Raw genomic sequence first — 13,452 nt, forward strand, 5'->3', positions numbered from 1 at the left:
CCGTGAGCCGGATCCCAGCGTCAGCCCCGATTCGCGTGGGAGAGTGGTGATGTGACCACGCCCCTCGACACGATCAGCCTCGTCGGTCTGCGCGTCCACGCGCATCACGGCGTCTTCGACTTCGAACGCGAGAACGGTCAGACGTTCGTCATCGACGTCACCGTGCACCTCGACGCCCACCCGGCCGCGGCCGGCGACGACCTCGCGAGCACCGTGCACTACGGGGAGCTCGCGGAGCGTGTGGTCGCGGCTGTCACGACCGACCCGGTCGACCTCATCGAGACCGTCGCCGAGCGCGTCGCGGCTGTGGCGCTCTCGTGGGAGTCGGTCCGCCGCGCCGAGGTCGCCGTGCACAAGCCGGACGCGCCCATCGACGCGGACTTCGCCGACGTGGTCGTGCGGATCACGAGGGATCGCGGAGACGGATCGTGACACCCGTCGCCCGCCCGATCGTGCACGACCCGATCCGCCGCGGCGGACCGGAGCACCTCGTCATCGCCCTCGGGAGCAATCTCGGCGACCGGCACGCGATCCTCGCCGAGGCCGTCGAGCGGATCTCGGCGACCCCCGGGGTGTTCGCGCGAGCGGTGTCGACGTTCGTCGAGTCGGTCGCCGTGCGCACGTCGGGCCCCGACGACTCGGCGCCGCCCTATCTCAACGGCGTCCTCGTGGGACACACGTACCTCGAACCTCACCGGCTCCTGTCGGCGACCTCCGCGATCGAGGACGCCCTCGGACGCGTCCGCACGGAGCGGTGGGGAGACCGGACGATCGACATCGACCTCGTCGAGGTCGGCGGGCGTCGCGTGCACGACGAGACGCTCGAGCTTCCCCACCCGCGTGCCGGTGACCGTGACTTCGTCCTCGCCCCGTGGCTCGAGGTGGAGCCGGAGGCGCGGTTGACGGGCCGCGGTCGCGTCGCCGATCTCCTCGCCGCGCTCCGGGGGACGGCCGGATGACGCGCACGAGACCCGGCCCGCTCCTCGCCCTCGCCGTCGGCGGCTTCCTCGCCGGTTTCCTGTTGGACCTCCTGCTGGTGTCGCGGGGAGCGAACACGATCATCCCGCCGCTGTCGTTCTCCCTCACGCTCGTCGCGGTGGGCGCGATCGTCGTGGCATTCGCGATCCCCATCCACCGTCGTGTCTCCGGGAGATCCGAGCGTGCGATCGATCCGTTCCAGGCGACCCGCGTCGTCGCGCTCGCGAAGGCGTCGAGCCTCGCGGGCTCGCTCCTCACCGGCTTCGGCCTCGGGATCCTCGTCTTCCTCCTCTCGCGGTCGACGCAGCCCGGGATAGCATCGTTATGGCTGGCCGTCGCGGCCTCCGCGGGGGCGGTGCTCCTGACGGTCGCGGGGCTAGTCGCCGAACGCCTGTGCACGCTGCCGAAAGATGACGATGACGAACCACCCGCCGGAGCCCCCGCCAGCTGACGCCGACGCGACGCCGATGGAGTCGCAGGTGCCTGCTGAGCCGCGGGCACCGGCCGAGCCGCACTCGTCCGTCCGATCGCACGACGGCGCCACGCCCGTCGGACCGGGCACCGAGTCGGCCCCCGCCCCCGTCGAATCCGGACCGGGCCTGCCCGACACGCTCGCGGGTTCCCTCGCGACCCCCATCGAGGCCCCGGAGCCGGCCGTCGAGACGCCCGGCCGTCTCGAGATCGCGGGGGAGTGGCGGCGCGTGTCACCGCGAGCGATCACGATCGAGCTCGTCGGCGACGCGATCGGCACGGTCGTGGTCGTGGCGATCGCCGTGGTCGTCTGGCTCCTCATCGATCACCCGTGGCCGCTCATCGCCGGCGGGGCGATCGTCCTCGCGACCGTGATCACCGCGGCCTTCGTGCCTCGACGGATCCGTTCCATCGGCTACCTGCTCCGCGAGGACGATCTCCTCTTCCGCCGCGGCATCATGTGGCAGCGTTTCGTCGCGGTGCCCTACGGGCGCATGCAGCTCGTCGACATCAACCGGGGCCCGCTCGCGCGTGCGTTCGGGCTCGCCGAGCTCAAGTTCGTGACGGCCTCACCGGCCGCGGGCATCACGATCCCCGGGTTGCCGCTCGAGGAGGCCGAGGGGCTGCGCGATCACCTCGTCTCGGTGGCCGAGAGCCGACGGACCGGCTTGTGAGCGACGCCGGAACGCCCCCTCCTCCCGAGCGGCCGATCCCGGAGGCGAGCGAGATCGCGCGCTCGACGGTCCTCGCGAGCGGCACCCTGGCCGACGGGGAGTGGCACCGGCTGCACCCGGCGACGCCGCTCCTGCGCGGAGGGATCGCCTTCATCGCGATCCTCGGTATCGTCATCGCGAACCTGCGCGAGCGGCTCGTCGAGATGTTCCTCCCTCAGTTCGCCGGCGACTACCGCTACGACGGGGAGAACTTCGATCCGCTCGACTACACGTTCAGTCACGGCTACGTCGGCTGGGTCCTCCTCGGTCTCGCCGTGCTCCTCGTGGTCGTGATCGGCGGCTTCTTCCTGTCCTGGCGCATGCACAGCTTCCGCGTGACCGACGAGGCCGTGGAGGTGCGCAGTGGCATCCTGTTCCGCACGCACCGCAAGGCCAAGCTCGACCGGGTCCAGGGGGTCGGCCTCTCGAAGCCCTTCCTCCCGCGACTCTTCGGAGCGGCGCGTCTCGACGTCAACGTGGCGGGCCAGTCGGCCGACGTCAAGCTCGAGTACCTGTCGACGCGCCCGGCCGAGAAGCTGCGGCGTGACGTCCTGACCCTCGCGTCGGGCGTGCGCCTCGCCGAGGGCGAGGCGCCTCTGCCCGGTGCCGGGCCCGCCGGTGTCGTGTCGCCCGGTGACGGGCTCATCACCCGACACGTCGTGGACCGTGCCAACGACTTCCTCTCGCCCGAGCTGCCGGAGGACCAGGCACCTCCCGAGTCGATCGTGCGCATCCCGGTCGGCCGGCTCGTCGCCTCGACGGTCGTCAACGAGGGCACGGTGTTCGTCACCGCGATCCTCGTGTTCGGGATCGTCATGATCGCGAACGGCAACACGTGGGTGATCTTCACCCTCGTCCCGACCCTGCTCGGTATCGGCAGCTACTACTGGTCGACGATCACGAAGTCCCTGCGGTATTCGATCGCCGGCACGCCGAGCGGTGTGCGGATCGGATTCGGCCTGCTCTCGACGAGCAACGACACCCTGCCGCCCGGGCGCGTCCACGCCGTCCAGATCTCCCAGCCCTTGCTGTGGCGGCCGTTCGGCTGGTGGCAGGTGAAGATCAACAAGGCGGGACTCTCGGCCGAGGCGGCCGCGGGAGGAAAGGGCAACACCACGATCCTCCCGGTCGGAACGTTGCGCGACGCGACCGCCGTCGTCCAGCTCATGCTCGACGGAGCCGATGTGGACTCCACGTACGAGCAGGTCGAAGCGGCGATGATGCGACCGGGGGAGTCCGGTTTCGTGCTCGCTCCGAAGCGCGCGCGCCTCATCGACCCGCTCGCCTGGCGCCGCACGGGTTACGCCCTCCGCCCCACGCTGCTCGTCTTCCGGACCGGTGTGTTGTGGCGCAAGCTCGTCATCCTGCCGCTCGCGCGGATCCAGAGCGTCCAGATCTCCCAAGGGCCGCTCGAGCGGATGCTCCGGCTGTCATCGGCTCGCGTCCACACCGTGATCGGGCCGGTCTCCGCCGTGCTCCCGACGATCGCGAAGGACGAAGCCGCCCTGCTGTTCGATCGCGCCTCGCTCGCGGCCGTGCGGGCGTCGTCGCAGGACCACAGTCATCGCTGGGCATCGGAGGAGCGATGAACGATCGCGCCGGTCGACTCGGAGTCGGCATCCTCGGGGCCGGACGCGTCGGTCCCGTCCTCGGAGCGGCGCTCGCGGGCGCCGGGCACGCGGTGGTCGGCGTCTCCGCCGTCTCCGAGGCCAGCAGGGACCGGGCGGGAGCGATCCTGCCGGGTGCGCCGATCCTCACGATCCCCGAGCTCGTCGAACGATCCGAGCTCGTCCTCATCGCGATCCCGGACGACGAGATCGAGGCTCTCGTCTCGGGGCTCGCGGCCGCCGGGGTGTGGCAGCCCGGCCAGCTCGTGGCCCACACCTCCGCGCGCTTCGGCGCGGCCGTCCTGCGGCCGGCCCAGGCGGCCGGAGCCATCCCGCTCGCTATCCATCCCGCCATCTCCTTCACGGGCACATCCCTCGACCTCGCCCGGTTGCGGGAGAGCTATTTCGCCGTGACCGCGCCGGCCCCCGTGCTACCGATCGCCCAGGCGCTCGTGGTCGAGATGGGTGCCGAGCCGGTCGTCGTGGCCGAGGAGGACCGGCCGGCCTATGCGGAGGCGATCGCGACGGCCACGGAATTCTCGCGATCGATCGTGGCGCAGTCGAGCGCGATCCTCACCCGGATCGGCATGGACAACCCGGGGGCCTACCTCTCCTCGCTCGTGCGGAGCGCCGTGGACAACGCCCTCGCGTCCCCCGGCTCGTGGCACGGATCCGCGATCGATGACGACCGGAACGCTGGCTGACGGAACCGTCCGTTCACCTTCGACCGCTACCGTGTGGGCACTCGCCTCGCACGGCGAGGCGATCGCGCGTGCCCGTCGCGATCTCGACCCGGACCGAAAGGGAGACGGATGGCGAAGAGCGACTCGTCCGTGAAGACGTCGAAGAAGAAGTCGAGCGAGGCGGACAAGGCCGAGCGCAAGGCGATCAAGCGTGCGGTGACCGTCGAAGCCGAACGAGCCGACGCCGAGGACGAGCGCCTCGAGAAGGCCGCGAGGAAGGCGAAAGACAAGGCCAAGGCCGCGAAGAAGTTCGCCGACCGCGAGAAGACCGCGAAGGCCGAGAAGGCGGCGAAGGCCGCGAAGGCTGAGAAGAAGTCCGCCCAGCGGGCGGCCGAGCTGAAGGCGGAGGAGCGCGCGAAGGCGGAGAAGGCCGAGAAGAAGGCGAAGGAGCGCGCGAAGGCGGAGAAGGCCGAGAAGAAGGCCAAGCAGAAGGCCAAGGCGGAGAAGGCCGAGAAGAAGGCCAAGCAGAAGGCCAAGGCGGAGAAGGCGGAGCGGAAGGCGCGCGAGAAGGCGTCGATCGCTCGGGCGGAGAAGAACGCCCGCGAGGAAGCCGCGTCCGTCGCTCGCGCCGCGGCCGAGCGCGCGCGACGCACCGCCGCGGGCGAGGCGGAGGTTGAATCCCTCACCTCCGAGCCGAGCCCCGTCCCCGACGCGTCGTGGTCCGTCGTGCGACTGCGGTCCTTCGCCCGTTCGCGCGGGTTCACCGCCCTCTCGCGTAAGCGCAAGCAGGAGCTCCTGGACCTCTTCTCCGAGACGCCGCGTGACGTCTGAGGCGTCGGCGACGGGGAGCGTGACCGGGCGGACATCCGACCAACTCGACGTCCTGTCGCGCGCGCACGCGGCACCGGCCGAGCGGACGCTCGTGGACATCCTGCGGGACTCGGCCGCCCGGTACCCCGACGCGTCGGCGCTCGACGACGGCACCGTCTCCCTGAGCTATCGCGAGGTCCTGGCCCACGCCGTCCGGGTCGCGGCCGTGCTCGCCGCGGCGGGTGTGCGCCGCGGCGACCGGGTGGGTATCCGGATGCAGTCGGGGCGGCGACAGCTCTACATCGCGATCCTCGGCGTCCTCGTCGCGGGGGCGGCCTACGTGCCCGTCGACGCCGACGACCCCGAAGAACGCGCGACGCTCGTCTTCGGGGAGGCCGATGTCGTCGGCATCCTCGAGGGCGACGGGGTGTTCGTGCCCCGTGCCGATGGCCGCGGAGACATGGTCGTGGACGGACCCGGCACGATGGTCGCGGCCGACGAGCGACCGACGGTCGACACGGCGGCGCTCACGGTGGTCGCGCCGCCCCGTCCCACCGACGACGCATGGATCATCTTCACGTCCGGGTCGACCGGTGTGCCGAAGGGCGTCGCGGTGAGCCATCGTTCGGCCGCCGCCTTCGTGGACGCGGAGGCCCGTATCTTCCTGGCGGACGAGCCCATCGGCCCCGACGATCGGGTCCTGGCCGGCCTCTCCGTGGCCTTCGACGCCTCGTGCGAGGAGATGTGGCTCGCGTGGGGCCACGGCGCGTGTCTCGTGCCCGCCCCGCGCTCGCTCGTGCGCAGCGGCGTGGACCTCGGGCCGTGGCTCGTCGCCCGCGGGGTGACCGTCGTCTCCACCGTGCCGACGCTGGCAGCGCTCTGGCCGGCCGAATCCCTCGAGAACGTGCGCCTGCTCATCTTCGGCGGCGAGGCCTGCCCGCCCGAACTCGCCGAGCGCCTCGCGGTCGACGGTCGCGAGGTGTGGAACACCTACGGCCCGACCGAGGCGACCGTGGTCGCGTGCGCCGCACCGCTCGGCGGGGCGGGACCCGTGCGCATCGGCCTCCCGCTCGACGGCTGGGACCTCGCCGTCGTGGACGCCGCCGGCGAGCGTGTCGCCGAGGGCGAGGTGGGCGAGCTCGTCATCGGCGGGGTCGGCCTCGGTCGCTACCTCGACGCGGCGAAGGACGCCGAGAAGTACGCTCCCGCGCCGACGCTCGGCTGGAACCGTGCGTACCGCAGCGGTGACCTCGTCCGTTTCGAGGCCGCCGGCCTCGTCTTCCAGGGTCGCGTCGACGATCAGGTCAAGGTGGGCGGACGGCGCATCGAGCTCGGCGAGATCGAGGCGTCCCTCCAGGCGCTTCCGGGCGTCGCGGGGGCGGCCGCGGCCGTGCGCTCGTCGTCCTCCGGATCCCCCGTGCTCGTGGGGTACCTGGCCGTGCCCGATCGGTCGGCGTTCGATCGTCCGGCAGCGATCGCGGCATTGCGCGCCGAACTCCCCGCCGCCCTCGTTCCCGTGCTCGCCCTCGTCGACGAGCTGCCGACGCGCACGTCGGGGAAGGTGGACAAGGCGGCCCTGCCGTGGCCGCTCCCCGTCGAGGAGACGTCGGAGGACGCCGTGCCGGAGGGGATGCGCCTGCTCGCACAGGACTGGACCGCCGTCCTCGGCGTTCCCGTGCCGAGCGCCGAGGCGAACTTCTTCGACCTCGGCGGCGGGTCCCTCGCCGCGGCGCAACTCGTCACCCGCGTCCGCGCCCGCGACCCGGAGTTCACCGTCGCGGATGTCTACGCCCTGCCGCGACTCGTCGCGATGGCCGCGGCGCTCGACGAGCGGGACGACGAGGATCGCGGTCGAGGCCGCCCCACCGACTTCCACCGGGTGGAGCCGACTCCGCGCGCGATGGGCGTCTTCCAGACGATCGCGAGCGTGCCGATCGCCTCCCTCGCCGCCGCGCGCTGGCTCGCGTCCCTGCTCGCGGTCGCCTGGGTACTCGGGCTGTTCGGTCTCGCCGGGCCCCTGCCGCGACCGGACGGCTGGGTCGTCGCCCTTCTCGTCCTCCTCTTCGTGACGCCGCTCGGGCGCATGCTCCTGACGGCGCTCGCCGCTCGTGTGCTGCTCCGCGGACTCCGGCCAGGGGACTACCCGCGTGGGGGGTCGGTGCACCGCCGCATCTGGGCCGTGGAATCGATCGCGCACGCCCTCGGCGGCGTCGGTCTGTCCGGGGCACCGTTCGTGGTGGCCTACGGCCGTCTCCTGGGTGCCCGCATCGCGAGCGAGGTCACGCTCCACTCCTTGCCGCCGCTCACGGGCATGCTGACGATCGGAGAGGGGGCCTCGGTCGAACCCGAGGTCGACCTCTCCGGGTACTGGATCGACGGGGACATCCTCCGTGTCGGCGAGGTCAGGATCGGCGCGGGAAGCGTCATCGGCGCTCGCAGCGCCCTCCTTCCCGGCACCCGCATCGGGCGCGACGCACAGATCGAACCCGCCTCCGCCGTGTTCGGGCGGGTGCGGGCCGGGCAGAGGTGGGCCGGCTCGCCCGCCGTGCGGGTGGGTCGGGCGCGCCGGTGGTGGCCGGACGCGCCGCCCCCGCGCGGCCGCGGCTGGTGGTGGGTCTACGCAGCCTCGAGTTCCGTGCTCGCGCTGCTGCCCGCGGTCGCTCTCGTCTGCGGCGCCGCCGTGCTCGTGCCGGCGATCGGCGGGGCGGACACGATCGGGGAGGCAGGGCTCCGCGCCCTCTTACTCGTCGTCCCGGCGACGCTCGTCGCTGGCCTCGTCCTGGCCGCGGAGGTCGTGCTCGTCACGCGGGCCCTCGCGATCGGGCTCACCGAGGGCGTCTTCCCGGTCCGCAGCCGGCAGGGATGGCAGGTGTGGGCCACCGAGCGCCTGCTCGATCTCTCCCGCACGATCCTGTTCCCGCTCTACTCGAGCCTCTTCACGCCGGTCTGGTTGCGACTGCTCGGGGCCGAGGTGGGCCGTGACGTCGAGGCGTCCACCGTGCTCCTCATCCCGAGCATGACGACGATCCGCGACGGCGCGTTCCTCGCGGACGACACTCTCGTGGCGTCCTACGAGCTCGGCGGGGGCTACGTGAGCATCGGGCGGGCGGAGATCGGTCGCCGCTCCTTCCTCGGTAATTCGGGGATGGCGGCTGGCGGTCGACGGATCCCGCGGGACAGCCTCGTCGCGGTGCTGTCCGTGGCGCCGCGCAAATCGAAGGCCGGCTCGTCCTGGCTCGGCTCGCCCACCGTGCGACTCCGGCGTACCCCCGCGGTCGTCGACGACGCGCTCACTTTCTCGCCCCCGGGCCGGTTACGGGTGGCCAGGGCCGCGTGGGAACTCGCCCGGGTCGTGCCCGTGGTGGTCTCCGTCGCCATCGGGCTGCTCCTCCTGTGGGCTCTCGCGATGGGCGTCGAGGTCGTCGGTCTCGTTCCGACCCTGGCCGTCGGCGGTGTCGTGCTCATCCTCGTTGGTGCGGTGGCCGCGGGGCTCACGAGTCTCGCGAAGTGGACCCTGATCGGGCGGATCCGCGCCGGCGAGCATCCGCTGTGGTCATCGTTCATCTGGCGCAGCGAACTCGCGGACACATTCACCGAAATGGTGGCCGCGCCCTGGTTCGCGAACGGCGCGGCCGGTACCCCCGCCCTCGTCGTGTGGTTGCGCTCCCTGGGAGCGCGCATCGGGCGCGGCGTCTGGTGCGAGAGCTACTGGCTCCCGGAGGCGGATCTCGTCTCCCTCGGGGACGGATCGACGGTCAACAGGGGCTGCGTCGTGCAAACGCACCTGTTCCATGATCGAATCATGAGCATGGACCACGTGACCCTCGGCGCCGGAGCGACGCTCGGACCCCACAGCGTGGCGCTCCCCGCGGCGCGGGTGGGCGACCATGCGACCATCGGACCCTCCTCCCTCGTCATGCGCGGCGAGACCGTCCCGGACGGTGGGCGGTGGAGCGGCAACCCGATCGGACCCTGGCGGGACGTCGTGGTGGGCGACTACCACGTGTCGGCCGCGTCCCGATGATGCGGGGGCGAACGGTACCCGCGGGTTCGGACCCCTACGTCCCGAAGAACGGCAACGCCGGTCTCTCGGTGGAGCGCTACGAGCTCGAGCTCGACTACCGGTTGACGACGAACCGTCTGAGCGCGGTCGCGCGGCTCGACGTGCTCGCGACCGCCGACCTCGCGCGATTCACGCTCGACCTCTCGCGCCTCCAGGTGGCGAGTGTGCGCATCGATGGCGAGCGGGTGGCCGGGTACAGCCAGTCGACCCACAAGCTGACCGTGACGCCCCAGCGATCGATCGACGCGGGCACGCGGTTCCGGGTCGCCGTCGAATACTCCGGGGCGCCCCGACCGCGCTCGAGCACGTGGGGACCGGTGGGCTGGGAGGAGCTCGCCGACGGCGTCATCGTGGCGTCGCAGCCGAGCGGGGCCTCGACCTGGTTCCCGTGCAACGACGTGCCCTCGGACAAGGCGTCGTATTCGATCCGGGTGACGACGGAAGCGCCGTACACCGTCGTATGCAACGGGCGGCTCCTGAGTAGAACCGTGCGATCGGGCCGCGCCACCTGGTTGTTCGAGCAGGAGGAGCCGACGGCCACGTACCTCGCCACCGTGCAGATCGGTCGCTATCAAAGCATCGACGCGGTCTGGGACGGCGTGCCCGGGCGCATGGTGTTCCCCGGTGCGATCCGGCGCCGCGTGGAGTCCGACCTGGCCGACGTCCCGCGCATGATGGAGGTCTTCCAGCGTGCCTTCGGGCCGTACCCCTTCGCGGGCTATGCGGTCGTCGTGACGGCCGACGTGCTGGAGATCCCCCTCGAGGCGCAGTCCCTCGCGATCTTCGGGTCGAACCACCTGTCGGGCTCGGGTGACTGGGAGCGACTCGTCGCGCACGAGCTCGCCCATCAGTGGTTCGGCAACGCCGTCGGCGTCTCGGAATGGCGGCACATCTGGCTCAACGAGGGCTTCGCGTGCTACGCCGAGTGGGTGTGGTCCGAGGCGTCGGGCGGCCCGACGGCCGACGCGCTCGCGCGCGAGCATCACGCCGTGCTCGCGCGCGCGGGCGGCGACATCGTGCTGAGCGATCCGGGCGCCCGTGACATGTTCGACGACCGGGTCTACAAGAGGGGCGCGCTGACGCTCCACGCGGTGAGGCTGGCCGTCGGCGACGTGCTCTTCTTCGACATCGTGCGCGGCTGGGTCTCCGAGAACCGGCACAGCGTCGTCTCGACGGACGACTTCCGGGCCCTCGTCGCCCGCTCGTGCGCCACGGTGCCGGGGATGCCCGCATCCGCCCTCGATGCGCTCCTCTCGGTGTGGCTCGACGCGGCCGCTCTCCCGCCCTACCCGGCGGCGACCGTCACGACGAGCCCGTCGACGACGGTCGACGACAACCGGTAGGACGCCCCCGTCCCGTCGATCGTTCCGCGAGGACCGGCTCCGGCGCCGATCCCCTCCACGTGGACGCGGCCGGGATCCAGTTCGAGGCCGCGGCCGTCGGCCTTGAGCACGGACTCCACGACGGTCCACGCCTCGAGCGCCTCCGGTCCATCGGCCGCCTGGGCCGCCCACGGACCGAGGAGCGTGCGGATGGCCACGGGGCGGTCGGCGCTGCCGACCACCGGTTCCGCGTCGATGCCGATCACGCCCGTCGAGACCGCGACCACCGTGTCTGTCCCGGCGTGGGACACGCTCGCCGTGCCCTCCGTGCTCTGCCCTCGCACGGAGAGGACGGGCCGCCCGTGGTCGGCCCCGCACCGGACGCAACGCGCCGTCACGGAAACGTCCGCGGCGTCGACGCCGAACAGGATCGAGGCGGCGTCCGCGAGGAGGCGGCGACCGAGAGAGCGTCGTTCGTCCCGCGAACGCATCACACCATCGTCCCGGTGGAGCAGCACGACGAGGCCGTCGCCGAGCGCGAAGCGGCCCGTGATGTTCACCCCGTCTACCCGATCCCGCTCCACGGCACCATCGTGCCACGCGGCACGAGGTCGGGTCGGGTGGCGACTACCATCAGGGGGTGAGCGCCACCGACCAGACCCCCGCCCCCGCCGCTTCGACGGCATCCGCGATGCGAGCGGCGCGTACGCGCACCGTTCTCGGCCACGCGCTCGAGGCTGCGGCCTCCGCGGCCGACGGCGGTCTCGACGCCGTCATCGCCGCCGGGCAGGCCTCCCTCATGGGTGAACCCCACGTGGAACTGGTGCGTGTGAGCACCGTGGACGGGGAGACAGGCGGAGCCCTCGACAGCGGGCACAGCGGCACCGTCACGGTCACGATCGCAGCACGGGTCGACGGCGTGGACGCGAGCCGGTCGCGCACCTTCTACGTCGCGTGACGACCCCGCGACACCCCATAAGCTAAAAGGAGCCGTCAGAGGAGTTCTCCCCGCATGTCCGTCACCCCGCAGGCCCCGTCCGACCCGTCCTCCGCACCGGCGGAACCCACGGAGCAGGAGATCACCGAGCAGAAGGCCGTTCGCCTCGCGAAGCGCCAGCGACTGATCGACGAGGCCGTCGACGCCTCCGGTGGGGCCTACCCCGTCTCCGTCCCCGTGACGCACACGATCCCCGCCGTCCGGGAGGCATACGGTCACCTCGCCGCCGACGAGGCCTCGGGCGACACCGTCGCCGTGGCCGGCCGCATCGTGCACCTCCGCAACACGGGCAAGCTGTGCTTCGCGAGTCTGCAGTCCGGCGACGGCACGCGCATCCAGGCCATGGTGAGCCTCGCCGCCGTCGGTGAGGAGAGCCTCGCCGCGTGGAAGGACCTCGTCGACCTCGGCGACCACGTCTTCGTGTCAGGTGAGGCCGCCGCGAGCCGCCGCGGCGAGCTCTCGATCATGGTCACCGAGTGGCGCATCGCGTCGAAGGCGATCCAGCCGCTCCCGAACCTTCACAACGAGCTCTCCGAGGAGACGCGGGTTCGCTCGCGCTACCTCGACCTCATCTCCCGCGAGCAGGCCAGGCGCAACGTCGTGACGCGCTCGAAGGCCGTCGCGAGCCTCCGTGCCACCTTCGCCGCCCGTGACTTCCTCGAGGTCGAGACCCCGATGCTCCAGGTGATGCACGGCGGAGCCTCCGCCCGCCCGTTCGTCACCCACTCGAACGCCTTCGACACCGAGCTGTTCCTCCGCATCGCCCCGGAGCTCTACCTCAAGCGGGCCGTCGTCGGCGGCATCGACCGCGTGTTCGAGATCAACCGCAACTTCCGCAACGAGGGCGCGGATTCGACCCACAGCCCCGAGTTCGCGATGCTCGAGGCCTACGAGGCGTACGGCGACTACTCGTCGATCGCCGATCTCACCCAGACCCTCATCCAGGAGGCCGCCGTCGCCGTGTCCGGGAGCCACGTCGTGACGTGGGCCGACGGCACCGAGTACGACCTCGGCGGCGAGTGGGACCGCATCTCGATGTTCGAGAGCCTCTCCGAGGCCGCCGGCGCACACATCACGCCCGAGACGCCGATCGAGGAGCTCGCGGCGCTCGCCGAACGCGAGGGCGTCGAGGTTCCCCACCCCATCCACGGCAAGTACGTCGAGGAGCTGTGGGAGCACTTCGTGAAGGGCGGGCTCGTCCGCCCCACCTTCGTCATGGACTTCCCCGTGGACACGAGCCCGCTCGTGCGCGCCCACCGCTCCATCGCCGGCGTGGTCGAGAAGTGGGACCTGTACGTGCGCGGGTTCGAGCTCGCCACGGGCTACTCCGAGCTCGTCGATCCCGTCGTGCAGCGCGAGCGCTTCGTGGCGCAGGCGCTGTTGGCCGCGCAGGGCGACGTCGAGGCCATGCGGCTCGACGAGGAGTTCCTCCGTGCGCTCGAGCACGGCATGCCCCCCACGGGCGGCATGGGAATGGGCGTCGACCGTCTCCTCATGGCGCTCACGGGGCTCGGTATCCGCGAGACGATCCTCTTCCCGCTCGTCAAGGAGACTCAGGGCTGAGCCAGGGAGCCTGACGTAGACTGGGGCCCATCATGATGATCGAGAATTTCTGGCTCAACGCCATCTGGTCGCTCTTCCCGACCATCGTGCTGGGTGTCATCTTCTACTTCGTCATGCGCTCCGTCATCCGCGTCGACCGCAACGAGCGCCGCGCGTACTCGGAGATCGAGGCGGAGGAGCGCGCGAAGCGTGGACTGCCTCCGAAGCCCTCCGCGACCTCCTGAGCAACGCTCGACCCGTAAACT

The 13,452-nt window shown here is 71.6% G+C and carries 13 protein-coding genes; 12 read left to right on the plus strand and 1 reads right to left on the minus strand.

Translation table 11 applies throughout. The features are described 5' to 3' along the window. Positions 1–51 precede the first annotated feature (51 nt). The 9 genes from folB to ELQ94_RS03030 all read left to right on the plus strand — a co-directional run bounded on the left by folB (position 52) and on the right by ELQ94_RS03030 (position 10,668). Complete coding sequence (gene folB, locus ELQ94_RS02990) at positions 52–432, plus strand: dihydroneopterin aldolase (protein ID WP_127046982.1); 381 nt, start codon at positions 52–54, stop codon at positions 430–432. After that, on the plus strand, positions 429–959 hold the full coding sequence (gene folK / locus ELQ94_RS02995) for a 2-amino-4-hydroxy-6-hydroxymethyldihydropteridine diphosphokinase (protein ID WP_243696831.1): 531 nt from the start codon (positions 429–431) through the stop codon (positions 957–959). The genes folB and folK overlap by 4 nt, the downstream gene beginning before the upstream one ends. Next, positions 956–1,429, plus strand: coding sequence for a DUF3180 domain-containing protein (locus ELQ94_RS03000; protein ID WP_127046984.1), 474 nt, complete (start codon positions 956–958; stop codon positions 1,427–1,429). The genes folK and ELQ94_RS03000 overlap by 4 nt, the downstream gene beginning before the upstream one ends. After that, entirely contained in the window at positions 1,389–2,123 is a 735-nt protein-coding gene (locus ELQ94_RS03005; RefSeq protein ID WP_243696832.1) for a PH domain-containing protein, read from the plus strand. Before ELQ94_RS03000 ends, ELQ94_RS03005 begins: the two co-directional genes overlap by 41 nt. Beyond that, entirely contained in the window at positions 2,120–3,751 is a 1,632-nt protein-coding gene (locus ELQ94_RS03010; RefSeq protein ID WP_127046987.1) for a PH domain-containing protein, read from the plus strand. Before ELQ94_RS03005 ends, ELQ94_RS03010 begins: the two co-directional genes overlap by 4 nt. Then, positions 3,748–4,473, plus strand: coding sequence for a Rossmann-like and DUF2520 domain-containing protein (locus ELQ94_RS03015; protein ID WP_127046989.1), 726 nt, complete (start codon positions 3,748–3,750; stop codon positions 4,471–4,473). The genes ELQ94_RS03010 and ELQ94_RS03015 overlap by 4 nt, the downstream gene beginning before the upstream one ends. A 108-nt stretch (positions 4,474–4,581) precedes the next feature. After that, on the plus strand, positions 4,582–5,283 hold the full coding sequence (locus ELQ94_RS17230; protein WP_166404637.1) for a hypothetical protein: 702 nt from the start codon (positions 4,582–4,584) through the stop codon (positions 5,281–5,283). 19 nt (positions 5,284–5,302) lie between these two features. Beyond that, entirely contained in the window at positions 5,303–9,286 is a 3,984-nt protein-coding gene (locus ELQ94_RS03025) for a Pls/PosA family non-ribosomal peptide synthetase (protein ID WP_243696833.1), read from the plus strand. Beyond that, positions 9,283–10,668: a M1 family metallopeptidase gene (locus ELQ94_RS03030; protein ID WP_208007509.1), complete on the plus strand. Its 1,386-nt coding sequence runs from the start codon at positions 9,283–9,285 to the stop codon at positions 10,666–10,668. The genes ELQ94_RS03025 and ELQ94_RS03030 overlap by 4 nt, the downstream gene beginning before the upstream one ends. On the opposite strand, the gene ELQ94_RS03035 is transcribed toward ELQ94_RS03030, so the two are convergent. Further along, positions 10,611–11,207, minus strand: a complete 597-nt coding sequence (locus tag ELQ94_RS03035; RefSeq protein WP_127046994.1) for a 4'-phosphopantetheinyl transferase family protein — start codon at positions 11,205–11,207, stop codon at positions 10,611–10,613. The two genes, ELQ94_RS03030 and ELQ94_RS03035, sit on opposite strands and share 58 nt — an antisense overlap. Positions 11,208–11,287: 80 nt before the next feature. Here ELQ94_RS03035 and ELQ94_RS17535 point away from each other — a divergent pair, with 80 nt between their 5' ends. From ELQ94_RS17535 to ELQ94_RS03050, 3 genes are read left to right on the plus strand one after another with little or no spacing between them, the layout of a single operon-like run. Next, a complete protein-coding gene (locus tag ELQ94_RS17535) occupies positions 11,288–11,605 on the plus strand; it encodes a hypothetical protein (RefSeq protein WP_243696834.1) in 318 nt (105 codons plus the stop codon). A 54-nt stretch (positions 11,606–11,659) separates the two neighbouring features. Next, positions 11,660–13,207 carry a lysine--tRNA ligase gene (gene lysS / locus ELQ94_RS03045; protein WP_127046996.1) on the plus strand — a complete coding sequence of 516 codons (1,548 nt, stop codon included), beginning with the start codon at positions 11,660–11,662 and terminating at the stop codon, positions 13,205–13,207. A gap of 32 nt (positions 13,208–13,239) precedes the next feature. Then, positions 13,240–13,431, plus strand: a complete 192-nt coding sequence (locus tag ELQ94_RS03050; RefSeq protein ID WP_341807716.1) for a hypothetical protein — start codon at positions 13,240–13,242, stop codon at positions 13,429–13,431. The last annotated feature ends 21 nt before the right edge of the window (positions 13,432–13,452 follow it).

Source organism: Labedella endophytica (genome assembly GCF_003990045.1).
In the GTDB taxonomy this organism is placed as follows: Bacteria; Actinomycetota; Actinomycetes; order Actinomycetales; family Microbacteriaceae; genus Labedella; species Labedella endophytica.

Coding starts and splice junctions, on each gene's coding strand:
- ELQ94_RS03000 (WP_127046984.1), top strand. CDS start 956: ATGACGCGCACGAGACCCGGCCCGCTCCTCGCCCTCGCCGTCGGCGGC.
- ELQ94_RS03005 (WP_243696832.1), top strand. CDS start 1,389: ATGACGATGACGAACCACCCGCCGGAGCCCCCGCCAGCTGACGCCGAC.
- ELQ94_RS03015 (WP_127046989.1), top strand. CDS start 3,748: ATGAACGATCGCGCCGGTCGACTCGGAGTCGGCATCCTCGGGGCCGGA.
- ELQ94_RS17230 (WP_166404637.1), top strand. CDS start 4,582: ATGGCGAAGAGCGACTCGTCCGTGAAGACGTCGAAGAAGAAGTCGAGC.
- ELQ94_RS03030 (WP_208007509.1), top strand. CDS start 9,283: ATGATGCGGGGGCGAACGGTACCCGCGGGTTCGGACCCCTACGTCCCG.
- lysS (WP_127046996.1), top strand. CDS start 11,660: ATGTCCGTCACCCCGCAGGCCCCGTCCGACCCGTCCTCCGCACCGGCG.
- ELQ94_RS03050 (WP_341807716.1), top strand. CDS start 13,240: ATGATGATCGAGAATTTCTGGCTCAACGCCATCTGGTCGCTCTTCCCG.